Genomic DNA, 25,175 nt, shown 5'->3' on the forward strand with positions numbered 1-25,175 from the left:
CGGCGCGGCCGGGGCGCGCCGGATGCCCGGTGGTGGAACCATCTGCACGGGGCGCCACCGTTCCGCACAACGGCGCGTACCCGGTCCCCCCGCACGGCCACCACGATGGTCCGAGGAGAGAGTGACGATGACCGAGGCAACTCGGCACACACCCGGCACACCCTGCTGGGTGAGCTTGATGGTGCACGGCCTTGACACGACCCAGACGTTCTACGGCGACCTGTTCGGCTGGGAATTCTCCCCCGGCCCGCAACAGCTCGGCCCGTATGTCAGGGCGCTGCTCGACGGCAAGGAGGTGGCCGGTATCGGCATCCTCCCTGCGGAGCGGCAGCTGCCGATCGCCTGGACGCCCTATCTGGCAACCGACGACGCGGACACGACCGCGGAGACGATCAGGAGTTGTGGAGGCACCGTCGGAGTCGGCCCGCTGGACGCCGAGGACGCAGGCCGGATGGCCGTGGTGACCGACCCGGCGGGCGCGGTCTTCGGCATCTGGCAGGCGAGCAACCACGGCGGCACCGCGGTGTACGGCACACATGGAACACCTGTCTGGAACGAACTGCTGACCGCGGAGACCTCGTCGGTCGGCAAGTTCTACCAAGCGGTGTTCGGCTACGAGTTGGAGGCGGTCGTCCCGGCGGACCTGGACTACGTGACGCTGCTCCTGGACGGGCGCCCGGTGGCTTCGCTGCACGGCGTGGGCCATGCCCTTCCCCGCGACCGGGGCACCCACTGGATGACGTACTTCGAGGTGGAGGACCCCGACGAGGCCGCGGGACGGGTGGTGGAACTCGGCGGGCACGTGGTGCAGCCGCCTCGCGAGGCGTCCAGCGGACGGCTCGCGGTTGTCGCGGACCCGGAGGGCGCGGTGTTCACGATCGTACGGTCGAAGACCGCTAGCTGACTTCCACCGGCAGGACGTCCGGCGAGAGGGCGGCGGCACGAGCGGTTGCCGCCGTCATCCGCCGCCGGTGGTGGCGTCGGCACAGCACCTCGTAACCGATCTCGTCCGGTGACTGGTTGACGTCCCCCACCACGACCTGGGCGCCTTCGACGACCATCACCCCGCCGGCCGTACGGGCGTTGTGCGTGGCCCGTGCGCCGCACCAGCACAGCGCCTCGACCTGGAGCACTTCGACCCGGTCGGCGAGCTCGACGAGCCGCTGCGAGCCGGGAAAGAGTTTGGAGCGGAAGTCGGTGGTGATACCGAACGCGAAGACGTCCAGTTCGAGGTCGTCGACGACGCGGGCGAGCTGGTCGATCTGCTCGGGCGCGAGGAACTGCGCCTCGTCGGCGATCACATAGTCGCAGCGGCCGCCCTGCGAGAGATGGGCGACGAGATACGCGTAGAAGTCGAACCCCTCCGCGGCCTCGACCGCGTCGGTGACCAGGCCGAGCCGGGAGGAGAGCTTGCCCTCGCCCGCGCGGTCGTCGCGCGTGAAGATCATGCCCTGGAGTCCGCGCGTGGACCGGTTGTGCTCGATCTGAAGAGCGAGGGTGCTCTTCCCGCAGTCCATCGTTCCGGAGAAGAACACCAGCTCGGGCATGGGGAGTTGAGGACCTTTCGGGTCTGTGCCAGGGGGTGGGGCGGTCAGGAGCGTACTTCGATGAGCGGTACGAGCTGCTCGACGGGGGTCAGGGAGCCGTGCATCCCGACCATCGCCGACTCGTGGGGCTCGTTGACGGATGCGGTGATCACCACGTCGTCGTGGGCCGCCGCGACGACGTCGCCGATCCGCCCGTACACCCGCTCGTCGATCGTGGCGCCGAACCAGCCTGCCGCGATCGCCTCGTCCCGGCTCGCCACCCAGAACTGCTCGCCGAGCACCTCGCGCCAGACGGCGAGCACGTCGGACTCGGCACCGGGGACGGCGTAGACATGGCGGGCCCGGCCCTCGCCGCCCAGCAGGGCGACTCCGGCGCGCAGCTCCCAGTCCTCGTCGAAGTCGATGCGCGACTGCTCGTCGAAGGGGATGTCGATCATGCCGTGGTCGGCGGTGACATACAGGGCGGCGCGGGGCGGCAGTTGCTCGACGAGGCGCTCCACCAGGCGGTCGACGCACATCAGCTGGCCGCGCCAGGCGTCGGAGTCGACACCGAAGCGATGGCCCTTGCCGTCGACTTCGCTGTAGTACGTGTAGACCAACGAGCGGTCCCCCATGGCCAGTTGCTCGGCCGCGAGGTCCATGCGCTCCTCGCCGGTGAGCCGGCCGAGAAAGCTGCCGCCGCTGAGCGCGATCTTGGTGAGCGGGGTGTGCTCGAAGGTCGGCGAGGACACCTGGGCGGTGTGGACACCCGCTTCGTCGGCGAGTTGGAAGACGGTGGGGTACGGCTGCCAGACCCGCGGCTGCGTCCACGGCTTCCAGCGCAGCTGGTTCATCAGCTCGCCGGTCTCCGGATTGCGCGCGGTGTAGCCGGGCAGGCCGTGCGATCCCGGCGGCAGACCGGTGCCGACGGAGGCCAGCGAGGTGGCGGTGGTGGCGGGGAAGCCGACGGTGATGGGCCGTCCCGTGCCGCCGCGCGAGGTGCCGAGCAGCGAGGTGAGGTAGGGGGCCTCGTCAGGGTGGTTCTTGATCTGCTGCCAGCCGAGTCCGTCGATCAGGAAGACGCAATTCCGGTCGGCGGGGGTGAGCTCGGAGATCCTGTGGGCGAGTCCCGGTACGCCCTGGCCCGCCGCGAGCGTCGGCAGCAGATCGGCGAGGGAGCCGGTGCCGTACTCGGGCACGGGTGCGGTGTCGATGGCCAGCCGTACCGGGTCGTCGGGCCAGATCGCGGACTGGGCTGCGGACTGGGGCATCAGCGCGTGGCTGCCGTGGCTTCGGAGAGCGCCTGGGCGAAGGCGAGCGTCTGGCGGACCGCGTCCGGGCCGTCGCCGGCCTCGCTGACGCGCAGGCTCAGGTCGTCGGCGGTGGAGTTGCCGGTGTAGCCGTGGTCCGCGTCGCAGTTCGGGTCGCCGCAGGCGGCGGGCTCCAGGTCGATCCGGGAAACGGCGCCCCAGCCGATGGTGAGGACGACCTCGCGGGGCAGGGTGCCCGCGGTGTACGACTCGGGATTGGCGACGACGCGGCTCACCACGACCGACGAGATCCGGCCGAGCTTGACCGATTCGGTCGAGGTCGTGGCGTAGGGCGTCGGAGAGCTGGAGTCGGCGGCCTGCTCGTCGGTATGGCTGACGATGAAGCGGTTGGCCGTCAGGACCAGGACGGTGACATGGCGACGCACCTCGTTGGCGTCGAACGTCGTCTCCTGGTGCACCAGGTACGACGCGATCTGCTCGCCACCGACAGCGGCCTCCACCGCCTCGGCCACGAGGGCCGGGTAATAGCCGCTGCGCTCGATCGCCGCGCGCAGCCCCTGGGTCGTCGTACCGGTCTTCGCCATGCGGTCCATCCTACGGGCCCGTGGGGGAGGTGAGCGCTCAGTAGCTGGGGAGTCGCCGGGGGCCCAGGTCGGTGCGGGCGGGGGGTGGCGCGAGGCGTACGGAGGCGTCGAGCACGGAGAGGCCGCGCTGAGCGACGACGACCGGTTCAAGGCTGATTCCGACCACTTCCGGGTGGTCGTCGACCAGCCGTGACACCCGGAGCAGCAGCTCTTCCAAGACGGGCGTGTCGACGGGCGCGGAGCCGCGCCAGCCGAAGAGGACGGGCGCGGTCCGGATGGTCCTGATCAACTCGGCCGCGTCGCGGTCGGTGGCGGGAACGAGCCGGTGCGCGGTGTCACCGAGGAGCTCGGAAGCCGCGCCGGCGAGCCCGAAGGAGAGGACGGCGCCGACGGCGGGGTCGATGGCGGCACGGACGACGGTGTCCACCCCTCGGGGTGCCATCGCCTGGACGACGGGCCGCAGCTCTTCCGGCTTACCGAAAGCCTCGGTCAACTCCGCGTATGCCTGGCGCAGTTGGTCCTCATTGGCCAGATCGAGCCGTACGCCGCCGAGGTCGGCGCGGTGGCGCAGGTGCGGGGCGGTGGTCTTGAGGGCCACGGGATAGCCGAGCTGCCCGGCGGCGTGGACGGCGGGGTCCGGTCCCGGCGCCGGGAAGGTGGGCCGGACGTCGATGCCGTACCGGCCCAGCAGCGCGCGGGCGTCGTCCGGGGCGAGCGTGAGACCGCGGGGGTCCTCGCTACCCCCGAGGAGCGCCTCGATCCGGCGGGCCGCACCGGGCTCGTCGATGTCCTCGAACACGGGGACCTTGCCGGGGTCGGCGGCGTTGCGGCGCCACTGGGCGTACTTCACGGCCTCGGAGAGCGCGCGGACGGCACGTTCGGCGGCCGGGTAGGCGGGGATGCGGTAGTCGTGCGGGGCGGTCGCGGGGGCGGGGGCCCCGTAGCGGGCGGCCGCGGACACGGGTGGCGCGGGCGCCGGGGGCCGGGCGGGAGGGGGCGGCGCGGTGGGCGGCACGGGGGCGGACGGCACCGGCGCTTCCCTCGTACGTGTGCTCGACGCCACCGCCAGTGCGTCCGCCAGGCCGCCCATCTCCACATGGACCACCGCCACCGGCTTGGCCGGGGACGATGCCGCTGCCTCGCGCAAGGCAGCGGCCAGTACCTCGCCGTCGCCCGATTCCGTGATGCCGTTCTCGCCGACCCACGGGATCGCGGTCACCACCACCGCGTCGCACGCGTCGTCCTTCAGCGCCTCGGCCAGGGCCGCGCGGAAGTCGGCGGGCGTCGCCGCCGTCGTCAGGTCGAGCGGCGACTGCGGGCGCAGGCCGTCGGTCAGGCAGGCGTCGTACGTGAGGAGCCCCAGGGACTCGGAGTTGCCGAGGATCGCCACGCGCGGCCCCGCGGGCAGCGGCTGCCCGGCCAGCAGCAGGCCCACGTCGACGAGCTCGGTGACGGTGTCGACGCGGATCACGCCCGCCTGGCTCATCAGCGCACCGACCGTGGCATCCGGGATCCGGGTCACCGGCACCGCGTGCCCCGGCGGCTCGCTGCCGCTGTGACGGGCGCCCTTGACCACGACCACCGGTTTCACCGCCGCCGTACGCCGTGCGAGCCGGGTGAACTTGCGGGGGTTGCCGATCGATTCGAGGTACAGCAGGACGACATCGGTCTCCGCGTCCTCGTACCAGTACTGGAGAAAGTCGTTGCCCGACACATCCGCGCGGTTGCCCGAGGAGATGAAGGAGGAGAGCCCCGCGCCGCGCCGGTGGAGGCCGGCCAGCAGCGCGATGCCGATGGCGCCCGACTGGGTGAACAGGCCGATCCGCCCGGGAGCCGGAGACTCCGGCGCCAGCGAGGCATTGAGCCGGACGGCGTCCGCGGTGCTGATGATGCCGAAGGAGTTCGGGCCGATGATGCGCATGCCGTACGAGCGGGCCTGCCGGACCAGCTCGAATTGCCGCTCACGTCCGGCCACACCGCTCTCGGCATATCCGGCGGTGAGGACGACCAGACCCTGGACACCGTGCTCTCCGCAGTCGGCGACCACATCCGGCACGCGCTCGGCGGGGACCGCGACGACCGCCAGGTCGACCGGTTCGCCGATCTCGCCCACGGACCGGAAGGCCGGGACGCCGTCGATCTCCCGCTGGTCCTCGGCGAACGCGCGGTTCACGGCGTACGTACGGCCCGTGAACCCGGCCTCCAGGAGGTTGCGCAGCACGGTGCGCCCCACGCCACCCGGCGCGCGGCCGGTGCCGACGACGGCAACCGACCCGGGCGCGAGCAGACGCTGCACGGAGCGCGCCTCGGCGCGCTGCTCGCGGCCGCGCTGGACGGCGAGGGACTCGGCGGTCGGTTCGAGGTCGAGGGTCAGATGGACGGAGCCGTCCTCGAAGCTGCGCTTCTGCGTGTACCCGGCGTCCCGGAAGACCTTGATCATTTTGTTGTTCGCAGGCAGCACCTCGGCGGCGAACCGGCGGATGCCCCTCTCACGGGCGACCGCCGCGATGTGCTCGAGGAGGGCGGAGGCGACACCGCGCCCCTGGTGCGCGTCCTGTACGAGGAAGGCGACCTCCGCCTCGTCGGCCGGGGCACTCGCGGGGCGGCCCTCCTCGTCGATGCGGTCGTAGCGGACGGTGGCGATGAACTCGCCGCCGACCGTGACCGCCAGACCCACCCGGTCCACATAGTCGTGATGGGTGAAGCGGTGGACGTCCTTGGCGGACAGCCGCGGGTACGGCGCGAAGAACCGGTAGTACTTCGACTCGTCGGAGACCTGCTCGTAGAAGCTGACCAGACGCTCGGCGTCCTCGGTGGTGATGGGCCTGATGCGCGCGGTACCGCCGTCACGCAGCACCACGTCCGCCTCCCAGTGATCGGGATAGTCGTGGTCCGGCTGGGTCTGCATGAGTGAAAGCGTACGGCTCACCCACCGGTCGCGGGGCGATGCGAGAGCCCGCCACGACACATGAGAGACTGGTCTAGACAACCGCTAAGACTTGAAGGGCAACACCATGGCTGAGCGCCGCGTCAATGTCGGCTGGGCCGAGGGCCTTCACGCCCGCCCCGCTTCCATCTTCGTCCGTGCCGCCACGGCTGCCGGCGTCCCCATCACGATCGCCAAGGCCGACGGCAACCCGGTCAACGCCGGCTCCATGCTCGCCGTGCTCGGCCTGGGCGCGCAGGGCGGCGAGGAGATCGTCCTCGCTTCCGAGGCGGACGGCGCCGAGGCGGCACTGGACCGGCTGGCCAAGCTGGTCACCGAAGGGCTCGAGGAGCTTCCCGAGACGGTCTGAGCGGCTGAGCGGCTGAGCGAATTCTGTCCGACGGCACCCAGCCGCGTTCTCCCGAATAAGACAGAACGCGGCTGTGTGCATTCCCGGGCCCGGCGTGGATTTCCGCACCCGGCTCCATGAATTAGGGCAGCAGAAAAGAAGCCCCGCAAATGTCTTCCCTTTGTATACGGCGCGCCTGTTAATGGCGGACGCTTGTGGTGTTTACGGCATGTTGCGAAGTCCTCACCCGCTCGGGGCGCCGCAGCCGGTGCGCCGCTGCGGCCCGCTCCGCGTGCAGGGCGGTCAGCGCGCGGGCCCTCTCCCCGTCGCCGCGCGCCACCGCGTCCACGATCGCGCCGTGCTCCGCCCAGGAGTCCATGGGCTTGGCGGGCTGTTCGACGGCGTACATCCAGGCGATCTTGTGCCGCAGCTGGGTGAGCAGGGCGATCAGTCCCGGGCTGCCGGAGGCCTGCGCGAGGGTCTCGTGGAACCAGCCGCCCAGCGAGCGCAGGTCCTCGCCCTGGCCGCGGCGCGCGCGCTCCTGACCCAGCCTCACCAGGCCGCGCAGGACCTTCAGGTGCGCATCCGTACGCCGCTGGGCCGCGCGGGCCGCACCGAGGGGCTCCAGAAGCATCCGGACCTCCAGCAGGTCGGCCGCCTCCTGCTCGGTGGGTTCGGCGACACAGGCACCCGCGTGCCGCCGCGTGGTGACGAAGCCCTCGGACTCCAGGGTGCGCAGGGCTTCGCGCACCGGGACCCGGGAGACGCCGTAGCGGCGCGCCAACTGCTCCTCGGTGAGCCGGCTGCCGCGCTCGAATACACCGGAGACGATGTCGTCGCGGATCGCCGTGCATACCGAGTGCGCGGGAATGCGCATACCGAACCTCCGCTTAATCCGCACGAAACGCAGCCGATTGACGTCTGTTCAGTGACTCTATTGCAGCGGGCCGGGATTTCCGACGGCACTCGGGATTCCAGGGATATCTTTTGGCCAGGGATCCAAACGCCGAAGGCCCCGGCAGGAAGCCGGGGCCTTCTCGCGGTACGCGCTCGGGCGCGCGTGCTCAGACGGCGACGCCGTGCGCACGCAGGTACGCGACCGGGTCGATGTCGGAGCCGTACTCGGAGCCGGTGCGCGCCTCGAAGTGGAGGTGGGGCCCGGTGGTGTTGCCGGTCGCGCCGGAGAGACCTATCTGGGCGCCCGGGGTGACGCTCTGGCCCACCGAGACCGTGATCGAGGAGAGGTGGCCGTACTGCGTGTACGAGCCGTCCCTCATCTTGATCACGACGTTGTTGCCGTAGGCGCCGCCCCAGCCGGCCTCGACGACGGTGCCGGATCCGACCGCGTGCACGGTGGTGCCGGAGGCGGCGTGGAAGTCGATGCCGGTGTGGCTGCCGGAGGACCAGACGGCGCCGCCGGTCTTGTAGCCCGTGGAGATGTACGAGCCGCTGATCGGCGCGACGAAGGAGTTGAGGCGCTTGCGCTCGGCCTCCCGTGCGGCGCGCTCCTTGGCTTCGCGGGCGGCCTTGACGCGGGCCTCGGCCTTGCGCTTCGCCGCCGCCTCGGCCTTCGCCTCGGCGGCCTCCTGCTTCTGGGCGGCAGCCTGGTCGGCGATCTGGTCCGCGAGGGTGTCGTCGGTGACCAGCTGGGTCATCCCGGTGTCCTCGACAGGAGTCATGCCCGGGGTGGCGGCGAGCGCCGGGGAAGCGAGGGTTCCGATGACGCCGGTCGTGGCAAGGGCCGCTGCGCCCGCCATGCTCGCGCTCTTGCGCGAAAGGCGGCTCGGGGCACGGTGCTTCCCGGTGGCACGGGTGAACGCCATGAAGTGGCTGGTCCTTTCCTTCCTTCTCGCCTACCGGGTTAGCTGACGGGTTCGGAGCAGGAAGGTCTCCTACGGGCCCCTCCGTACGGATACGAAGGCGTCCGATTCACCCCAGGGACTGAGTGGGTCCCCGGCTCCCCAGGCTCGCGCCTGACGGGGACTCGGCGATGGCTGTCCGATGCCGCGGCTGCGGCGGGCTACTGGCGAACAGCCGGACCGACGCTAGGCGGGCCGACTTTCAATCGCCAAACAGACAGGCCCTTTTGTAGTGCATGCCACAGGGCAGAGCGGCAGCCTCCACAACAAAGCGGACAAGACGCGGAACCCCGACATCGCTTGGATGCCGGGGTTCCGCTTGCCTGTTGCGCCGGGTTCGGCCGGAGTTGTCCGGACCGTGCTCCGGCACCCCGAGAGCTGGTCAGCCGGTGACCACGGTCACGTCGCCGATGCCCAGCGCCCTGACCGGCTCCTCGATCTCCGAAGCGTCCCCGACGAGCACCGTGACCAGACGGTCCACCGGGAAGGCGCTGACGGCCGCTGCCGTCGCCTCCACGGTGCCGGTCTCGGCCAGCCGCACGTACAACTGCGCCTGGTAGTCGTCCGGGAGGAACTGCTCGACCTGGTCGGCGAGCGTGCCCGCGACGGACGCGGCCGTCTCGAACTTCAGCGGAGCGACACCCACCAGGTTCTGCACCGCCACGTCACGCTCGGCGTCGGTGAGCCCCTCGGCGGCGAGCGTCCGCAGCACCTTCCACAGGTCGTCCAGCGCCGGTCCCGTGTTGGGGGTGTCCACCGAGCCGCTGATCGCCAGCATCGAGGCGCCCGAGCCGTCGGGGGCGGACCTCAGCACCTGGCCGAAGGCCCGTACGCCGTAGGTGTAGCCCTTCTCCTCGCGCAGCACACGGTCCAGACGCGAGGTGAGAGTGCCGCCGAGGCAGTACGTCCCGAGCACCTGCGCGGGCCAGACGCGGTCGTGCCGGTCAGCGCCGATCCGGCCGATCAGCAGCTGCGTCTGCACGGCGCCCGGCCGGTCCACGATGACCACGCGGCCAGTGTCGTCGGCGGTGACCGGCGGGACGGGACGGGGCTTGGCGCTGTCGCCCGTCCAGGTGCCGAAGGTCTCGGCGAGCACGGCATCCAGGTCGACTCCGGTGAGGTCGCCGACGATCACCGCGGTGGCGGTGGCGGGCCGGACATGCGCCTCGTAGAAGGCGCGCACGGCGGCGGAATCGATCCGGGCCACGGTCTCCTCGGTGCCCTGGCGGGGGCGTGACATACGGGCGACGGCCGGGAAAAGCTCCTTGGAGAGCTCCTTGGCCGCGCGGCGGGCCGGGTTGGCCGTCTCGTGCGGGATCTCGTCGAGACGGTTGCGTACCAGCCGCTCCACCTCGCTGTCGGCGAAGGCGGGCGCACGCAGCGCCTCGGCCAGCAGGCCCAGCGCCTTGGGGAGCCGGGAGACCGGGACCTCCAGGGAGACGCGGACCCCGGCGTGGTCGGCGTGCGCGTCGAGGGTCGCGCCGCAGCGCTCCAGCTCGGCTGCGAACTCCTCGGCCGTGTGCTTGTCGGTGCCCTCCGACAGGGCGCGCGCCATGATCGTGGCGACACCGTCGATACCCTCGGGCTCGGCGTCCAGCGGGGCGTCGAGGGAGAGCTCGACGGCCACCACCTGCTGGCCGGGACGGTGGCAGCGCAGCACGGTCAGACCGTTGTCCAGCGTGCCGCGCTCGGGGGCGGGAAAGGCCCAGGGCCGGGCGACGCCCGCCGTCGGCTGCGGGTGGTACGTCATCGTCACGGCAGCGTCGCTCACTGGTCCGCCTCTTCCTCTTCGTTGCTTCCCTCGGGCGCCGAGACGGGTTCGTACACCAGCACCGCCCGGTTGTCGGGGCGCAGCCGGGCCTTGGCGACCGCCTGCACCTCCTCGGCGGTGACATCGAGCACCCTCTGCACCGCGGTCAGCGCCAGCTGCGGGTCGCCGAACAGCACGGCGTACCTGCACAGTTCGTCGGCGCGGCCCGCGACCGTGCCGAGCCGGTCCAGCCACTCACGCTCCAACTGGGCCTGCGCGCGCTCCATCTCCTCCGCCGTGGGACCCTCGGCGGCGAACCGCGCCAGCTCCTCGTCGACCGCGGCCTCGATCTCCGGGACCTCGACGCCGCCGGACGTCTTGACGTCCAGCCAGCCGAGGGAGGGAGCGCCGGCGAGACGCAGCAGACCGAACCCGGCGGCGACGGCCGTCTGGTCGCGACGTACCAGACGGTTGTGCAGCCGGGACGACTCGCCGCCGCCGAGGACGGTGAGCGCGAGATCGGCGGCGTCGCACTCGCGCGTGCCGTCGTGCGGCACCCGGTAGGCGGCCATCAGCGCGCGCGCCGGGACCTCCTCGCGGATCTCCTCGCGCAGCTGCCGGCCGATGACCTCGGGGAGCGAGCCGTCGCGCGGCGGCTGCTTGCCGTCGTGGGAGGGGATGGAGCCGAAATACCTCTCGACCCAGGCGAGCGTCTGTGCCGGGTCGATGTCGCCGACGACCGACAGCACGGCGTTGTTCGGCGCGTAGTACGTACGGAAGAAGGCGCGGGCGTCCTCGAGCGTCGCCGCGTCCAGGTCGGCCATCGAGCCGATCGGGGTGTGGTGGTACGGGTGGCCCTCGGGGTAGGCGAGAGCGGTCAGCCTCTCGAATGCCGTGCCGTAGGGGACGTTGTCGTAGCGCTGGCGGCGCTCGTTCTTGACGACGTCGCGCTGGTTCTCCATCGACTCGTCGTCGAGCGCGGCGAGCAGCGAGCCCATCCGGTCGGCCTCCAGCCAGAGCGCCAGCTCCAGCTGGTGGGTGGGCATGGTCTCGAAGTAGTTGGTGCGCTCGAAGCTGGTGGTGCCGTTCAGCGAGCCGCCGGCCCCCTGCACCAGCTCGAAGTGACCGTTGCCCCTGACCTGCCCCGAGCCCTGGAACATCAGGTGCTCGAAGAGGTGGGCCAGGCCGGTACGGCCCGAGACCTCGTGGCGCGAACCGACGTCGTACCAGAGGCAGACCGCGGCGACCGGGGTCAGATGGTCCTCGGAGAGCACCACGCGCAGGCCGTTGGCCAGCCGGTGCTCTGTCGCTGTCAGGCCGCCGGATTCGGCCTGCGCTGTGGCCGTGTGACCCATGGGCATGTACGTCCCTTCGATCGCGATGCTGCTTGTCTTTGTCAGCTCTGCCACTGTATGCAAGCGCGCTCACACCTGGCGAAGTTCCCGGGTCGCGGTCGGCGTTGTCAGTGGGACGGTCCACAATGGTCGGCGTCAGTTCCAGACCTGGTACGTGAAGGAGCAGCAGCCGCGATGGCCCGCCGCAGCACGAAGACCCCGCCTCCGGACGATTTCGAGGAGAAGATCCTCGACATCGACGTCGTGGACGAAATGCAGGGCTCCTTCCTCGAGTACGCCTACTCGGTGATCTACTCCCGGGCCCTGCCGGACGCACGTGACGGCATGAAGCCGGTACACCGCCGGATCGTGTACCAGATGAACGAAATGGGCCTGCGCCCCGACCGCGGCTATGTGAAGTGCGCCCGTGTCGTGGGCGAGGTCATGGGCAAGCTGCATCCGCACGGCGACGCGTCGATCTACGACGCCCTCGTACGGATGGCACAGCCGTTCTCCATGCGCCTGCCGCTCGTCGACGGGCACGGCAACTTCGGCTCGCTCGGCAATGACGACCCGCCCGCCGCGATGCGGTACACCGAGTGCCGGATGGCCGATGCCACCAGCTTGATGACCGAGTCGATCGACGAGGACACCGTCGCTTTCGAGTCGAACTACGACGGCCAGGAGCGCGAGCCCGCCGTCCTCCCCGCCGCCTACCCGAACTTGCTGGTCAACGGCGCGTCCGGGATCGCGGTCGGCATGGCGACGAACATGCCGCCGCACAATCTGGGCGAGGTCATCGCAGCGGCGCGCCATCTCATCAGGCACCCCGGCGCCGACCTCGAGACGCTCATGCGCTTCGTTCCCGGTCCCGACCTGCCGACCGGCGGCCGGATCGTGGGCCTGAGCGGCATCAAGGACGCGTACGAGTCGGGCCGCGGCACGTTCAAGATCCGCGCGACGGCCTCCGTGGAGGACGTCACGGCCCGCCGCAAGGGCCTGGTCGTCACCGAGCTGCCCTTCACAGTCGGCCCCGAGAAGGTCATCGCGAAGATCAAGGACCTGGTCTCGTCGAAGAAGCTCCAGGGCATCGCCGACGTCAAGGACCTCACCGACCGCTCGCACGGACTGCGCCTGGTCATCGAGGTCAAGAACGGCTTCGTGCCCGAGGCCGTCCTCGAACAGCTCTACAAGCTGACACCGATGGAGGAGTCCTTCGGCATCAACAATGTGGCGCTGGTGGACGGCCAGCCTCTGACGCTGGGGCTCAAGGAACTGCTCGAGGTCTATCTCGACCACCGCTTCGACGTCGTACGCCGCCGCAGCGAGTTCCGGCGCACCAAGCGGCGCGACCGGCTGCATCTGGTCGAGGGCCTGCTCGTCGCCCTGCTCGACATCGACGAGGTCATCCGTCTCATCCGCTCCAGCGAGAACTCCGCGCAGGCGAAGCAGCGCCTGATCGAGCACTTCTCGCTCAGCGAGGTCCAGACGCAGTACATCCTGGACACTCCGCTGCGCCGCCTCACCAAGTTCGACCGGATCGAGCTGGAGAGCGAGCGCGACCGGCTGAACGCCGAGATCGAGGAGCTCACCGGGATCCTGGAGTCGGACAACGAGCTGCGCAAGCTGGTCTCTTCCGAACTGGCCGCGGTGGCCAAGAAGTTCGGCACGGAGCGGCGGACCGTGCTGCTGGAGTCGGCGGGCACGCCCGTCGCCGCGGTGGCGCTGGAGGTCGCGGACGACCCGTGCCGGGTGCTGCTGTCCTCGACAGGTCTGCTGGCGCGCACGGCCACCGGAGAGCCGCTCGCCGACGACGGCGGCAAGCGCACCAAGCACGACGTGATCGTCTCTGCGGTCCCGGCGACCGCGCGCGGCGATGTGGGAGCGGTGACCTCGGCAGGGCGGCTGCTGCGTCTTGCGGTGATCGATCTGCCACAGCTGCCGCACACGGCGTCCGCGCCGAATCTCTCGGGCGGCGCGCCGCTCGCGGAGTTCCTGTCCCTGGAGGCGGACGAGCAGATCGTCTGCCTCACCACGCTCGACGAGTCCTCGCCGGGCCTGGCGCTCGGCACCCTGCAGGGTGTCGTCAAGCGCGTGGTGCCCGACTACCCCGCCAACAAGGACGAGTTGGAGGTCATCACGCTCAAGGACGGCGACCGGATCGTCGGCGGCGCCGAGCTGCGCACGGGCGAGGAGGACCTGGTCTTCATCACCTCCGACGCCCAGCTGCTGCGCTACCAGGCAGGGCAGGTCCGGCCGCAGGGGCGGGCAGCGGGCGGCATGGCCGGAATCAAGCTGTCGGAGGGCGCCGAGGTGATCTCGTTCACGGCGGTGGACCCGGCCGGGGACGCGGTGGTGTTCACGGTCGCGGGCTCGCACGGCACGCTGGACGACTCGGTGATGACGGCGAAGCTCACGCCGTTCGACCAGTACCCCCGCAAGGGGCGGGCCACGGGCGGTGTGCGCTGCCAGCGCTTCCTCAAGGGCGAGGACGTACTCGTACTGGCGTGGGCCGGAGCGGCCCCGGCCCGGGCGGCACAGAAGAACGGCGCGCCGGCCGTGCTCCCGGACCTGGATCCGCGCCGCGACGGCTCGGGCACACCGCTGACCTCGCCGGTGGCGGTGCTGGCGGGCCCGGCCAGCTAGCGGTCCACCTCTTCTGCCTGTTCTGCCTGGACGAACCGCAGGACGCCCCACATGCTGTGCTCGTCGGGGGCGTCCTGCGGTCCTGCCGTGCGGCACTCGTCCAGTGCTTCGCGCAGCTTGTCCGCGTCGACGCCTGAGCCGATGAGCACCAGCTGAGTGAGGCGTTCCGTCCCGCGCGGCCAGGGCTCGGGGTAGAAGCGCAGAAACCGGCCGACCGCGTGCACGGCGTACCGATTGCGCAGGTCGGCCTCACCGAAGTCGACGAAACCCTTGATCCTGTACAGCCCTTCGGGCCGGGAATCGAGGAAGTCCATCAGCCGGCGCGGGTGCATGGGCTCCTGCGCGGTGAAGCCGACGCTCTCGTACGCGGCGTGCAGATGCCCAGCATGATCGCCCTCGCACTCGTCGTCGTCCGCGTACAGGTCCTCGAAGGAGAGCTGGCGTGCCTTCTCCTCGCGCTCGGGCCTGGCGGCCGGGTCGAAAAGGACTTCGTGGCCGACCCGGCCGTGGACGACGGGGATGACGGGCGCGGCGCCGCTGAGCTCGCCGAGCGTCCCGCGCACCCGGTCGAGACCCGTCTGCCCCACCCGGTCCGTCTTGTTCAGGACCACCAGATCGGCGATGGCGAGATGCCGGTCGATCTCCGGGTGCCGCGAGCGCGTCGCATCGAACTCGGCGGCGTCGACGACCTCGACCAGTCCCCCGTACACGATCCGCGGATTGTCGCTTGCCAGCAGCATCCGCATCAGTTCCTGCGGCTCCGCGAGCCCGCTCGCCTCGATGACGATGATGTCGATGCGGGCGGCGGGCCGGGTGAGCAGCTCCAGGTAGTCGTCCAGTTCGGTTGCGTCGACGGCGCAGCACAGACAGCCGTTGCCCAGCGAAACGGAGGAGCCCACCTGTCCGGCGACGGTCATGGCGTCGATCTCGATGGAGCCGAAGTCATTGACGATCACGCCGATGCGGTTGCCACCGTTGCGCCGCAGCAGATGGTTGAGCACGGTGGTTTTGCCGGATCCCAGAAAGCCCGCGAGGACGACAACAGGGATCTGCGGCGTGGTCACCGGGCTCAAGAGGCGGCCTTTCTTCACATGTGCGGCACGGGCTGGGGCGGCGGCTGTCCGATGTAGCGGGCCGCCGGGCGGATGATCTTGGAGTCTTCCGCCTGCTCCAGGATATTGGCGCTCCAGCCGACGACCCTGGCCGCGCAGAACGTCGGCGTGAACATCTCGCGCGGCAGGCCGCACAGTTCCATGACCACCCCGGCGTAGAACTCCACGTTGGTGTGCAGCTCACGGCCCGGCTTGAGTTCGGCGAGAATCGCCTCGACGCGCGCCTCCACCTGGACCGCGAAGTCCACCAGCGGTCCGCCGAAGCTCTCGGCGATCCCCCGCAGCATCCGCGAGCGCGGGTCCTCGGTGCGGTAGACGGGGTGGCCAAAGCCCATGATGCGGTCGCCCGCCAGGACCCGTTCCCTGATCCAGGGGTCGATCCGCTCCGGCGTGCCGATCGCGTCGAGGGTGTCGAGGGCCCGGCTCGGAGCGCCGCCGTGCAGCGGACCCGAGAGAGCCCCGATCGCTCCGACCAGGCAGGCGGCCACATCGGCTCCGGTGGAGGTGATCACGCGGGCGGTGAAGGTCGAGGCGTTGAAGCCGTGGTCGACGGTGGAGACGAGGTACTGCTCGATCGCCCGGGCCCGCGCCGGCTCGGGTTCGCAACCGGTCAGCATGTAGAGGTAGTTGGCGGCATACGGCAGGTCGTCGCGCGGTTCGACGGGCTCCAGCCCCTGACCCAGCCGGTGCAGCGCGGTGAGCAGTGTCGGCACGGCCGCGCACGCGGCGAGCGCGTCCGTGCGGCGGCGGTCGGTGTCGAGGTCGTACACCGGGCGCAGCCCAGCGGATGCTCCCAGCAGGGAGAGCGCGGTGCGCAGTCCGGCGAGCGGCCCCGACAGCGCGCACGAGCGGGCTATCGAGGGCAGCGCGGCGCGGACGTCGTCGGGCAGGCGGCGCAGGGACGCGGTGTGCTCGACGAAGGCCGCACGCTGTGTCGCGTCCGGCAGTTCGCCGTGGAACATCAGATGCCAGACGTCCTCGAATCCACGCCGCTGGGCGAGTTCGACGGCCGAGTACTGGCGGTAGTGGTAGAAGCCCTCCCGCCCTCTGACGTCGCCCAGCGCGGTGTCGGTGACGACGACGCCCGCCAGTCCGCGCGGTACGTCGACGGGTGCGGTGGTCCCGGTGCTCTGCATGAGTGTCCTCCCTGAACTTGATTCGACTGTCCATGCTTGATGGGATCACTGTCAATATTGATTGAATCAATATGTGTACGGTGACTGGCATGACGCACCATGCAGCGGACGGCGAGCGGCTGACCACCAGGGAGGCGGCCGCACGGCTCGGTGTGAAACCCGAGACGGTGTACGCGTATGTCAGCCGCGGCCAGCTCTCCAGCAGGCGCGACCCCACCGGCCGAGGCAGCACCTTCGACGCCAAGGAGGTCGACGCGCTCGTCCGCAGGGGCCGGCGCGAGCCCTCCGCCGGCAGCGACGTCACCCAGCGGATCCGCACCCGCATCACCCTGATCGACAAGGACCGCTACTACTTCCGGGGCGTCGACGCGACCGAACTCGCCCACCGCTACGGCTACGAGGAGATCGCCGACTGGCTCTGGACCGGCACTCTGCGGCCCGGCGTACGGTTCACGTCTCCCGCCGAGACGCTCGCCGCGGCCCGTTGCGCGGTCGATGCGCTGCCCGCGCACAGCGGCTCCACGGACCGGCTGCGGGTGGCCGCCATTGCGGCCGCCGTCGCGGATCCGCTGCGCTTCGACCTCGACCGGGACGCCGTGCTCGGCAGCGCACGGACGCTGATCCCCACCCTGGTCGATGCCCTGCCGACGGTCGGCAGGCCGCACCGGGGCGAGGGCCGGGTCGCCTGGCGGCTCTGGTCACGGCTCACCGCCGAGCGCCCGGACGAGAAGTCCGTACGAGCCCTGGACATGGCGCTCTCGCTGCTCATCGACCACGATCTCGCCGCATCGACGCTCGCCGTGCGCGTTGCGGCCTCGGCGCGTGCCCATCCGTACGCCGCTGTCTCCGCGGGTCTCGGCGCCCTGGAGGGTCCGCTGCACGGGGCGGCCAGCGGTCTCGCGCACCGGATGCTCGCCGAGGTCCTGGAACGGGGAAGCGCCGCGCCGGTGGTGGCGGACCATCTGCGGGCGGGCCGTCGTGTGCCGGGGCTCGGCCACCGGCTCTACCCGGGCAAGGACCCGCGCGCCGAGGCGCTGTTCGGCGTACTGGTAGAGCTGCCCGCGGCCCGTCCCGCGCTGGAGGCGGCGCGAGAGGTGGAGGTGACGACGGCGCGCCATGTGGAGCTGCACGCCAATGTCGATCTGGCGCTGGCGGTCCTCTCGGTGGCGTCCGGGATGGCGGCCGAGGCGGGCGAGACGGTCTTCGCCGTGGCACGTACGGCAGGCTGGATCGCGCACGCGCTGGAGGAGTACGAGGAGCGCCCGCTGCGGATGCGTCCGAGCGGGCAGTACGACGGCCCCCGCCCGCCCAGGCCGCTGCCGTGACCGGGCCGACGGCTACCTGTGTCACGGGCGTCGGGACCGCAGCGGCCGCCGTGTCCCGCGGCAGCAGGCCCTCGTCCAGACGGCTTCACCGCCAGTGATGTCGGGCTCGTCCAGGTGCTGTTGGCCCCGCAGCCAGTGCACCGATCTGCGCCGATGCCTCCTTGGTGCCGCCGAGCCGGCGGGCCACCGCACTTGCCGGCCCATGCGAGAGGACGCTGTTGCGCACGGTGACCGACGGGGATTCCGGAAAGGGCCGCACGCCCCTTACCGTTCCTGGGCATGCGCCCCGTACCGACTCGCTGCGCCGCACCCTGGACTGCGGCGGCGAGGACCACCGCCGAGGTGATCCGCCAGGCGCTGCCGGGCGCCCCCGGATTCACACCGCTCCCGCGCCCGTCAGCGCCCGTACCTCTGTCTCCGCGTGCTTCGCCTCATCCGGCCGCTCCGTCGACGTCTTCGTACCGATCCAGCCCGCCAGGAAGCCCAGTGGAATGGAGACCAGGCCCGGGTTCTGCAGCGGGAAGACATGGAAGTCCACCCCCGGGAACAGCGCTTCCGGGCTGCCCGAGACGACCGGCGAAAACACCACGAGCAGCACCGCCGGAATGAGTCCTCCGTACATCGCCCAGACCGCCCCGCGCGTGGTGAAGTTCCGCCAGAACAGCGAGTAGAGCAGCACGGGCAGATTGGCCGATGCGGCGACGGCAAAGGCCAGGCCCACCAGGAACGCGACATTCAGGTCGCGGGCGAGCAGGCCCAGCGCGATCGCGGCCACGCCGATCCCTGCCGCCGCGACCCGCGCCACGGCCACCTCGCTGTGCTGCTTGGCACGGCGGCGCCTGAGCGAGGCGTACAGATCGTGCGCGACAGAGGCCGACGAGGCGAGCGTGATCCCGGCGACGACGGCGAGGATGGTCGCGAAGGCCACCGCCGCGACCACCGCGAAGAGGACCGTACCGCCCGTGGATCCCGCACCTCCACCGAGGTCCAGAGCCAGTAGCGGGACCGCGGTGTTCCCGGCCGCGTTCGACTTGCGTACCTCGTCCGAGCCGAGCACGGCGGCTGCACCGAAGCCGAGCACGATCGTCATCAGATAGAAGCTGCCGATGAGGCCGATCGACCAGACGACCGAGCGGCGGGCGGCCCGCGCGGTCGGCACGGTGTAGAAGCGCGACAGGATGTGCGGCAGACCCGCCGTGCCCAGTACGAGCGCCAGGCCGAGGCTGATGAAGTCGAAGCGCGCGGTCCAGCCTCCGCCGTACTTGAGGCCCGGTGCGAGGAAGTCTTTGCCGTGACCGCTTCGTTCGGCTGCGGAGGTGAGCAACTGGTTGAAGTCGCAGTGGAAGCGTGCGAGGACGAGGACGGTCATCGCGATGGCGCCCGCCATCAGCAGCACAGCCTTCACGATCTGGATCCAGGTGGTGGCTCGCATCCCTCCCAACGACACATAGATGACCATCAGTGCACCCACGCCGACGACGGTCCACGAGCGTGCGGCTTCGCTCGTACCGCCCAGCAGCAGCGCGACCAGGCTGCCGGCCCCCACCATCTGCGCCACCAGATAGAGAACGGACACGGTGACCGAAGAAGTTCCCGCGGCGATACGCACGGGGCGTTCGCTCATCCTGGAGGCAAGGACGTCCGCGAGCGTGAACCGGCCGCAGTTGCGGACGAGTTCGGCCACCAGCAGCAGGACGACCAGCCAGGCGACCAGGAAGCCGACGGAGTAGAGCATTCCGTCGTAGCCGTAGAGGGCGATGAGCCCGGAGATACCAAGGAAAGAGGCGGCGGACATGTAGTCGCCTGCAATGGCGAACCCGTTCTCCAGGGGGGAGAACAGCCGCCCGCCCGCGTAGAACTCCTCAGCCGAGCCACGCCTGTTCCGGCTCACCCAGGTGGTGATACCGAGCGTGACCGCGATGAACGCGCTGAACAGCAGCAGCGCCAGAGTCTGGTGGTGGCCGCTCAACGCCCGGCCCCCCGCGTCAACTCCTGTGTGTCCCAGCGCAGATCGAGGGCCGCCCGGTCCCGGTGCAGGCGCGCATGCCGTGCGTACGCCCAGGTCAACAGGAAGGTGGTGAGGAACTGACCGAGCCCGGCGACCATCGCCGTATTCACCGCTCCCGCCACCGGCCTTGCCATCAGCTCCGGCGCGGTCGTCGCTGCGACGACATACGCCAAGTACCAGGCGACAAAGGCGAGGACGGCTGGAATCACGAACCTGCGGTAGCGGCGGCGCACCTCCTGGAAGGCGGCGCTGCGCTGCACGTCCAGATAGATGTCGGCGGCGCTCGGTCCACGCTCGGGGAGTGCGGGTCCGGCCGACGCGACGGGGGCTGGGGCGCCCGTGCCGTCCAACTCCCCCCAGCCGGAAGCCAGGGCGTCGTACCACGGGTCCTCAAGCCGTACCGTCGCGGCGTCCCGCCGTTCGGGCTTCTCCACCTGTCAGCTCTCCTTACACACAGCGAACCGTTTCGGCCGCATGCACAAGGATGGACAGAGCGGGAAGATCCCGGACTCTTCTCCCGCCGGTCTTCACCCCATCAGGTGATGCCCGACCCGGGTGGCTGCGCAAGACCTTCCCGGTAGGCGTACCGCACCGCCTGAGCGCGGTCGTGGATACCGGTCTTCGAGAAGAGATTGTTGATGTGGGTCTTCACGGTGGCCGTGGAAATGTGCAGCTTGCGCGCGATGTCGGCGTTGGTGAGCCCCTCCGCGATCAGGGTCAGCACCTCGCCCTCCCTCGCGGTCAGTCCGTCGGGCAGCCTCGGCCCGGCCGGTTCGGGCGCGGATGTGACCTGCTCGAGCAGCCGCTGCTGGACGACCGGTGAGAGCCCGGCGCGACCTGCCATGACGTCCTGGATGGCCCGGACGATCTCGTCACCGCCGGCGTCCTTGGTGAGATAGCCGCGCGCTCCCGCCCGCAGCGCGGGGAACAGCGAGTCGTCGTCGGCATAGGTGGTGAGCACGACGATCTGGGTGCCCGGGTGTTCGCTGCGGATGCGGCGGGTCGCCTCGACGCCGTCGCAACGGGGCATCCGAAGATCCATCAGAGCGACGTCGGGGGCGAGTTCGGCGACGAGGGCGACCGCCTCCTCGCCATCCTTGGCCGAGCCGACGACCTCGATGCCGGGCAGCAGCCCGAGGAGCATCACAATCCCCTCGCGCACGACCGCCTGGTCGTCGACGACGATCACTCTGGCGTTCTGCGCCGTCACGCCGGCACCCGCAGCCGCACTACGAAGCCCTCTCTCTCGGGTCGTGCTTCCAGGGTGCCGCCGAGCAGTTCGGCCCGTTCGCGCATCCCCAGCAGACCGTACCCGCCACCGGATGCCGCGAGTTCACCGCCGTGCGTGCCGGCGCCCGAGTCCCGTACTTCCAGGGCCACTTCATCCTTCTCGTAGGCGAGCAGGATGCGCACCTTGGCGCCGGGCGCGTGCTTGCGCACGTTCGTCAGCGCCTCCTGCGCCACGCGCCGTACCGCCTGCGAGGCCTCGGCTGTCAGCTGCCGCCGCTCCCCCGTCACCTGCGTCTCCGCTCCGTCCGCGGCGGCGAGCTCGCGCAAGTAGTCCTCTACGGGAGCCATCTCGCCGCGCAGCGCGGAGAGCGCCTGCCGGGTCTCGGCGAGCCCCTCGCGGGCCATCACCCGGGCCGCCACCACCCGTTCCAGAATCTGTTCCCGAAACGGCCCCTGCGGTCCGCGCTCGATCTGGAGCCGGGCCGCCTCCAGGTGAACGAGCTGCGCCGAGAGGCTGTGCGCGAGGACGTCGTGGATCTCCCGTGCGATACGTGCCCGTTCGGCGAGGGCCGCGGATGTCGCCTCGGCCTCGCGGGCGGCCCGTTCCTGGGCCAGCAGCCGGAATCCGGCACCCCGCGCCTGGGCATCGATCCGCAGTGAGTACCCGCCCAGCAGCACCGCGGCGATGGTGAAGTAGGCCCCGAACTCACTGTCGTCGGCGAGCACGAAGCCGATGGACATCACCGCCACGCTGCCCAGCCCTGCGAAGAGCGGGAGGCGTTCCACCGCCATGACGGAGGCCGAGATCCACAGCACCGTCGCGGGAGCCCCTGCCCCGGCGATGTACGCCCCCGCTCCGAAGGCCGCGACGGCGGCGACCAGTCCGAGCGACGGTCCCAGCCTGTTGGCGAGGGTCGTTCGGTGGAAGCCGAGGATTGCCGCGGCGCAGCAGAGCAGACCCAGCGGCGGGAGCATCGTGCCCCAGCCGTGGAAGACCTTCGAGTCGTACGCGCTGTACACCGCCAAGGCCGCAAGGCCGGCGAACACCGCGATGTCGAGGGCGATGCGGACGCGCGGTACGCCGAGGCGGGACAGTGCTTCCCGCGTCGGCCACACCGTCAACTTGCTGCTTCGCACGTCAGATCCCCCTCCGTCACCCCCGATGCTACGGAGGAGGAGCCGGACCCGGGATCGGACCGGGGGTGGAGCCACGGGCTCCACCCCCGGGTGGGGCCGTCGTCAGGCGTCGATCCGCGAGCGGTCCAGCGTCGCCGCGGAGCTGGTGATGAACTCCTTGCGGGGCGCGACCTCATTGCCCATGAGCAGGTCGAAGATCTGCTCGGAGGACTCCAGGTCGCCGATGTTGATCCGGCGCAGGGTGCGGTGACGCGGATCCATGGTGGTCTCCGCGAGCTGATCGGCGTCCATCTCGCCAAGGCCCTTGTAGCGCTGGATGGAGTCCTTGAAGCGGACCCCCTTGCGCTGGAACTCCAGCAGGGTCTGGCGCAGTTCGCTGTCGGAGTAGGTGTACACGTACTTGTCCTGGCCCTTCTTGGGCTGGACCAGCTCGATACGGTGCAGCGGCGGCACCGCGGCGAACACCCGGCCCGCCTCCACCATCGGCCGCATATAGCGCTGGAAGAGCGTGAGCAGCAGACAGCGGATATGGGCGCCGTCGACATCGGCGTCGACAAGCAGGACGATCTTGCCGTAGCGCGCGGCGTCGATGTCGAAGGTACGGCCGGACCCGGCTCCTATGACCTGGATGATCGCGCCGCACTCCGCGTTCTTGAGCATGTCCGAAACGGACGACTTCTGTACGTTGAGGATCTTGCCGCGGATCGGAAGCAGCGCCTGGAACTCGCTGTTCCGGGCGAGCTTGGCGGTGCCGAGCGCGGAGTCTCCCTCGACGATGAAGAGCTCACTGCGCTCCACGTCGTCGCTGCGACAGTCGGCGAGCTTGGCCGGCAGCGAGGAGGTCTCCAGCGCCGTCTTCCGGCGCTGCGCCTCCTTGTGCTGGCGGGCCGCGATGCGGGTGCGGGCCGCGGCGACGGCCTTCTCCAGCACCGCTCGAGCCTGCGCCTTGGCGTCCCGCTTGGTGGAGGTCAGAAAGGCCTTGAGTTCCTTGGCTACGACATTGGCCACGATCCTGTTGGCCGCCGAGGTGCCGAGGACCTCCTTGGTCTGGCCCTCGAACTGCGGCTCGGCCAGCCGGACCGTGACCACGGCGGTGAGGCCCTCCAGGGCGTCGTCCTTGACGATGTCGTCCTCGGCGACGCGCAGCAGCTTGGTGGAGCGCAGCACCTCGTTCATCGTCTTGGTGACGGAGCGCTCGAAGCCGGTCACATGGGTGCCGCCCTTGGGGGTGGCGATGATGTTCACGAACGACTTCAGGGTGGTGTCGTAGCCCGTGCCCCAGCGCAGGGCGATGTCGACGCCGAGCTCCCGGGTGACCTCGGTGGGGGTCATGTGGCCGCGGTCGTCGAGGACCGGGACGGTCTCCTTGAAGTGGCCCTGTCCGGTCAGCCGCAGCACGTCACACACGGCCTTGTCCTGGGCCAGGTACTCACAGAACTCGCTGATGCCGCCGTCGAAGCGGAAGGTCTCCTCACTCTTGCCCTCTCCCTCCAGGTCCCGCTCGTCACGGACGACGATGGTCAGGCCGGGTACCAGAAAGGCGGTCTGGCGGGCACGCTGGTGGAGGTGGTCCAGGGAGAGCCTGGCGTCCTTGAGGAAGATCTGCCGGTCCGCCCAGTACCGCACGCGCGTGCCGGTACGGGTCTTCGGGACGCGCTTGCCCTTGAGCAGCCCGTTCGCGGGGTCGAAGGGGGCGTCCGGGCCCGACTCGGTGAAGATGCCGGGGACCCCGCGCCGGAAGCTGATCATATGCGTCGCGCTGCTGCGGTCGACCTCTACGTCCAGGCGGGCCGAGAGGGCGTTGACGACGGACGCGCCCACCCCGTGCAGACCGCCGGACGCCGCGTACGAACCGCCGCCGAACTTGCCGCCGGCGTGCAGCTTCGTCATCACGACCTCGACACCGGACAGGCCGGTCTTGGGCTCCTTGTCGATGGGGATGCCCCGGCCGTTGTCCTTGACCTCGACGGATCCGTCCTCGTGGAGGATCACCTCGATGTGGTCGCAGTGGCCCCCCAGTGCCTCGTCGACGGAATTGTCGATGATTTCCCAGAGGCAGTGCATCAGGCCGCGGCTGTCGGTGGACCCGATGTACATTCCGGGGCGCTTGCGGACCGCCTCGAGCCCCTCGAGTACGAGCAGGTGCCGCGCGGTGTAATTGGACCCGTCACGGTCTGCGGTCAGTACCGCACTGGACGGCACGGACGTTTCGGCGGTCACGCGGTTCGCTCCTCGCTGAATTTGAGATGTGGCCCGGTGGGGTAAAGGCTCGGCGTCGGTCGCCGGTCAGAGGGTACCGAGGCCTGGTAGAGCCGATGTAACGCCACCCTCGTGATTTCTCATGCTAGTCCAGTGTCGTATAGGTGTTCGATCCCTCGATGGAGTGACGTGCACATCACGTTCCCTTCCAGGCATGAACCATTTAGGCTCCGGGCACGTCCTCATGAACAACCGGCAACCCAGCCGGGAGGGCCAAACGAGACAAGCAACGCGAAATCCGTAGAGCGAAGCAATACGGCTCATTCGCCGCCAACCGGCAGCAGACAGCCACCTTGACAAGAAGTTTCGAGGAAATGCCACGAGCGGGAACGTTTTCGGCCTGGTTGGATGTTGACCCTGGTACGACAGCTCGTCGAGCTAGAGAAGAGGCGACGTGACTACTGTTCTGACCCCCGCGAGCCCCCTGACGGCCGCAGACCGCTGCGACCGCTGCGGCGCCCAGGCGTACCTGCGCGTCGTCCTGACAAGCGGCGGTGAACTGCTCTTCTGTGCCCACCACGGGCGCAAGTTCGAGCCGGAACTCAAGAAGATCGCCGCGGAAATACAGGATGAGACCGACCGACTCACGGCCGTCCCGGCCGCTGCCGGTGAAGAGGAACACTGACACCTCGCATCCCACGACGAGCCAAGGGCCGGTCCCGGACCGGTCGACGGGCGGCCGCCCCTGAACACCAGGGGCGGCCGCCCGCTCTCATACCGTGA

The 25,175-nt window shown here is 70.2% G+C and carries 20 protein-coding genes and 1 riboswitch; of the genes, 5 read left to right on the forward strand and 15 right to left on the reverse strand.

Going from position 1 to position 25,175, the window contains the following annotated elements:
* The first annotated feature begins 127 nt into the window (after nt 1-127).
* Nucleotides 128-904: a VOC family protein gene (locus FBY35_RS08845; RefSeq protein WP_142213248.1), complete on the forward strand. Its 777-nt coding sequence runs from the start codon at nt 128-130 to the stop codon at nt 902-904.
* Here the strand turns inward: FBY35_RS08845 and FBY35_RS08850 are convergent.
* From FBY35_RS08850 to FBY35_RS08865, 4 genes are read right to left on the reverse strand one after another with little or no spacing between them, the layout of a single operon-like run.
* Entirely contained in the window at nt 897-1,547 is a 651-nt protein-coding gene (locus FBY35_RS08850) for a thymidine kinase (RefSeq protein WP_142213249.1), read from the reverse strand. The genes FBY35_RS08845 and FBY35_RS08850 overlap by 8 nt on opposite strands.
* A 44-nt stretch (nt 1,548-1,591) precedes the next feature.
* Nucleotides 1,592-2,797, reverse strand: coding sequence for an alkaline phosphatase family protein (locus tag FBY35_RS08855; protein WP_142213250.1), 1,206 nt, complete (start codon nt 2,795-2,797; stop codon nt 1,592-1,594).
* Entirely contained in the window at nt 2,797-3,381 is a 585-nt protein-coding gene (locus FBY35_RS08860) for a DUF5998 family protein (protein ID WP_142213251.1), read from the reverse strand. The genes FBY35_RS08855 and FBY35_RS08860 overlap by 1 nt, the downstream gene beginning before the upstream one ends.
* 37 nt (nt 3,382-3,418) lie before the next feature.
* Nucleotides 3,419-6,289 (reverse strand): bifunctional GNAT family N-acetyltransferase/acetate--CoA ligase family protein, encoded by a 2,871-nt coding sequence (locus FBY35_RS08865; protein WP_142213252.1) that lies wholly within the window; start codon nt 6,287-6,289, stop codon nt 3,419-3,421.
* 106 nt (nt 6,290-6,395) lie between these two features.
* On the opposite strand from FBY35_RS08865, the gene FBY35_RS08870 reads away from it, so the two are divergent.
* Nucleotides 6,396-6,677: an HPr family phosphocarrier protein gene (locus FBY35_RS08870; protein ID WP_142213253.1), complete on the forward strand. Its 282-nt coding sequence runs from the start codon at nt 6,396-6,398 to the stop codon at nt 6,675-6,677.
* A gap of 178 nt (nt 6,678-6,855) precedes the next feature.
* On the opposite strand, the gene FBY35_RS08875 is transcribed toward FBY35_RS08870, so the two are convergent.
* The 4 genes from FBY35_RS08875 to FBY35_RS08890 form a co-directional block, all read right to left on the reverse strand.
* The gene (locus FBY35_RS08875) at nt 6,856-7,533 is read right to left on the reverse strand and encodes a GntR family transcriptional regulator (protein WP_142213254.1); all 678 of its coding nucleotides are present in this window, start codon (nt 7,531-7,533) and stop codon (nt 6,856-6,858) included.
* 187 nt (nt 7,534-7,720) lie between these two features.
* Nucleotides 7,721-8,479 carry a M23 family metallopeptidase gene (locus FBY35_RS08880; RefSeq protein ID WP_142213255.1) on the reverse strand — a complete coding sequence of 253 codons (759 nt, stop codon included), beginning with the start codon at nt 8,477-8,479 and terminating at the stop codon, nt 7,721-7,723.
* 12 nt (nt 8,480-8,491) lie between these two features.
* Nucleotides 8,492-8,656, reverse strand: a riboswitch (cyclic di-AMP (ydaO/yuaA leader).
* A gap of 241 nt (nt 8,657-8,897) precedes the next feature.
* Nucleotides 8,898-10,286, reverse strand: a complete 1,389-nt coding sequence (locus tag FBY35_RS08885) for a pitrilysin family protein (RefSeq protein ID WP_186356890.1) — start codon at nt 10,284-10,286, stop codon at nt 8,898-8,900.
* Complete coding sequence (locus tag FBY35_RS08890) at nt 10,283-11,620, reverse strand: pitrilysin family protein (RefSeq protein WP_142214981.1); 1,338 nt, start codon at nt 11,618-11,620, stop codon at nt 10,283-10,285. Before FBY35_RS08890 ends, FBY35_RS08885 begins: the two co-directional genes overlap by 4 nt.
* A 174-nt stretch (nt 11,621-11,794) precedes the next feature.
* Between FBY35_RS08890 and FBY35_RS08895 the strand changes: the two genes are divergently transcribed.
* Nucleotides 11,795-14,245, forward strand: a complete 2,451-nt coding sequence (locus FBY35_RS08895) for a DNA topoisomerase (ATP-hydrolyzing) subunit A (RefSeq protein WP_142213256.1) — start codon at nt 11,795-11,797, stop codon at nt 14,243-14,245.
* On the opposite strand, the gene FBY35_RS08900 is transcribed toward FBY35_RS08895, so the two are convergent.
* Nucleotides 14,242-15,318, reverse strand: a complete 1,077-nt coding sequence (locus FBY35_RS08900; protein WP_142213257.1) for a GTP-binding protein — start codon at nt 15,316-15,318, stop codon at nt 14,242-14,244. The two genes, FBY35_RS08895 and FBY35_RS08900, sit on opposite strands and share 4 nt — an antisense overlap.
* 14 nt (nt 15,319-15,332) lie before the next feature.
* Nucleotides 15,333-16,493 (reverse strand): citrate synthase/methylcitrate synthase, encoded by a 1,161-nt coding sequence (locus FBY35_RS08905; RefSeq protein WP_142213258.1) that lies wholly within the window; start codon nt 16,491-16,493, stop codon nt 15,333-15,335.
* 89 nt (nt 16,494-16,582) lie between these two features.
* Between FBY35_RS08905 and FBY35_RS08910 the strand changes: the two genes are divergently transcribed.
* Nucleotides 16,583-17,818: a citrate synthase gene (locus FBY35_RS08910; RefSeq protein ID WP_142213259.1), complete on the forward strand. Its 1,236-nt coding sequence runs from the start codon at nt 16,583-16,585 to the stop codon at nt 17,816-17,818.
* Between the two features lie 376 nt (nt 17,819-18,194).
* On the opposite strand, the gene FBY35_RS08915 is transcribed toward FBY35_RS08910, so the two are convergent.
* From FBY35_RS08915 to FBY35_RS08935, 5 genes are all read right to left on the reverse strand, one after another.
* Complete coding sequence (locus FBY35_RS08915) at nt 18,195-19,787, reverse strand: cation acetate symporter (RefSeq protein ID WP_142213260.1); 1,593 nt, start codon at nt 19,785-19,787, stop codon at nt 18,195-18,197.
* A complete protein-coding gene (locus FBY35_RS08920) occupies nt 19,784-20,260 on the reverse strand; it encodes a DUF485 domain-containing protein (RefSeq protein ID WP_142213261.1) in 477 nt (158 codons plus the stop codon). The genes FBY35_RS08915 and FBY35_RS08920 overlap by 4 nt, the downstream gene beginning before the upstream one ends.
* A 101-nt stretch (nt 20,261-20,361) precedes the next feature.
* The gene (locus FBY35_RS08925) at nt 20,362-21,036 is read right to left on the reverse strand and encodes a response regulator transcription factor (RefSeq protein WP_142213262.1); all 675 of its coding nucleotides are present in this window, start codon (nt 21,034-21,036) and stop codon (nt 20,362-20,364) included.
* A complete protein-coding gene (locus FBY35_RS08930) occupies nt 21,033-22,193 on the reverse strand; it encodes a sensor histidine kinase (RefSeq protein WP_186356891.1) in 1,161 nt (386 codons plus the stop codon). The genes FBY35_RS08925 and FBY35_RS08930 overlap by 4 nt, the downstream gene beginning before the upstream one ends.
* Nucleotides 22,194-22,295: 102 nt before the next feature.
* Nucleotides 22,296-24,413: a type IIA DNA topoisomerase subunit B gene (locus FBY35_RS08935; protein ID WP_142213263.1), complete on the reverse strand. Its 2,118-nt coding sequence runs from the start codon at nt 24,411-24,413 to the stop codon at nt 22,296-22,298.
* Between the two features lie 433 nt (nt 24,414-24,846).
* Between FBY35_RS08935 and FBY35_RS08940 the strand changes: the two genes are divergently transcribed.
* Nucleotides 24,847-25,077, forward strand: coding sequence for a hypothetical protein (locus tag FBY35_RS08940; protein WP_142213264.1), 231 nt, complete (start codon nt 24,847-24,849; stop codon nt 25,075-25,077).
* Nucleotides 25,078-25,175 lie beyond the last annotated feature (98 nt).

This window comes from Streptomyces sp. SLBN-118 (assembly GCF_006715635.1).
Taxonomy (GTDB): domain Bacteria; phylum Actinomycetota; class Actinomycetes; order Streptomycetales; family Streptomycetaceae; genus Streptomyces.

Bases quoted from the DNA above. Each gene is read 5' to 3' on its own strand.
- FBY35_RS08845 (WP_142213248.1), top strand. From the start codon at position 128: ATGACCGAGGCAACTCGGCACACACCCGGCACACCCTGCTGGGTGAGC.
- FBY35_RS08850 (WP_142213249.1), bottom strand. From the start codon at position 1,547: ATGCCCGAGCTGGTGTTCTTCTCCGGAACGATGGACTGCGGGAAGAGC.
- FBY35_RS08855 (WP_142213250.1), bottom strand. From the start codon at position 2,797: ATGCCCCAGTCCGCAGCCCAGTCCGCGATCTGGCCCGACGACCCGGTA.
- FBY35_RS08860 (WP_142213251.1), bottom strand. From the start codon at position 3,381: ATGGCGAAGACCGGTACGACGACCCAGGGGCTGCGCGCGGCGATCGAG.
- FBY35_RS08865 (WP_142213252.1), bottom strand. From the start codon at position 6,289: ATGCAGACCCAGCCGGACCACGACTATCCCGATCACTGGGAGGCGGAC.
- FBY35_RS08870 (WP_142213253.1), top strand. From the start codon at position 6,396: ATGGCTGAGCGCCGCGTCAATGTCGGCTGGGCCGAGGGCCTTCACGCC.
- FBY35_RS08875 (WP_142213254.1), bottom strand. From the start codon at position 7,533: ATGCGCATTCCCGCGCACTCGGTATGCACGGCGATCCGCGACGACATC.
- FBY35_RS08880 (WP_142213255.1), bottom strand. From the start codon at position 8,479: ATGGCGTTCACCCGTGCCACCGGGAAGCACCGTGCCCCGAGCCGCCTT.
- FBY35_RS08890 (WP_142214981.1), bottom strand. From the start codon at position 11,620: ATGGGTCACACGGCCACAGCGCAGGCCGAATCCGGCGGCCTGACAGCG.
- FBY35_RS08895 (WP_142213256.1), top strand. From the start codon at position 11,795: ATGGCCCGCCGCAGCACGAAGACCCCGCCTCCGGACGATTTCGAGGAG.
- FBY35_RS08905 (WP_142213258.1), bottom strand. From the start codon at position 16,493: ATGCAGAGCACCGGGACCACCGCACCCGTCGACGTACCGCGCGGACTG.
- FBY35_RS08910 (WP_142213259.1), top strand. From the start codon at position 16,583: ATGACGCACCATGCAGCGGACGGCGAGCGGCTGACCACCAGGGAGGCG.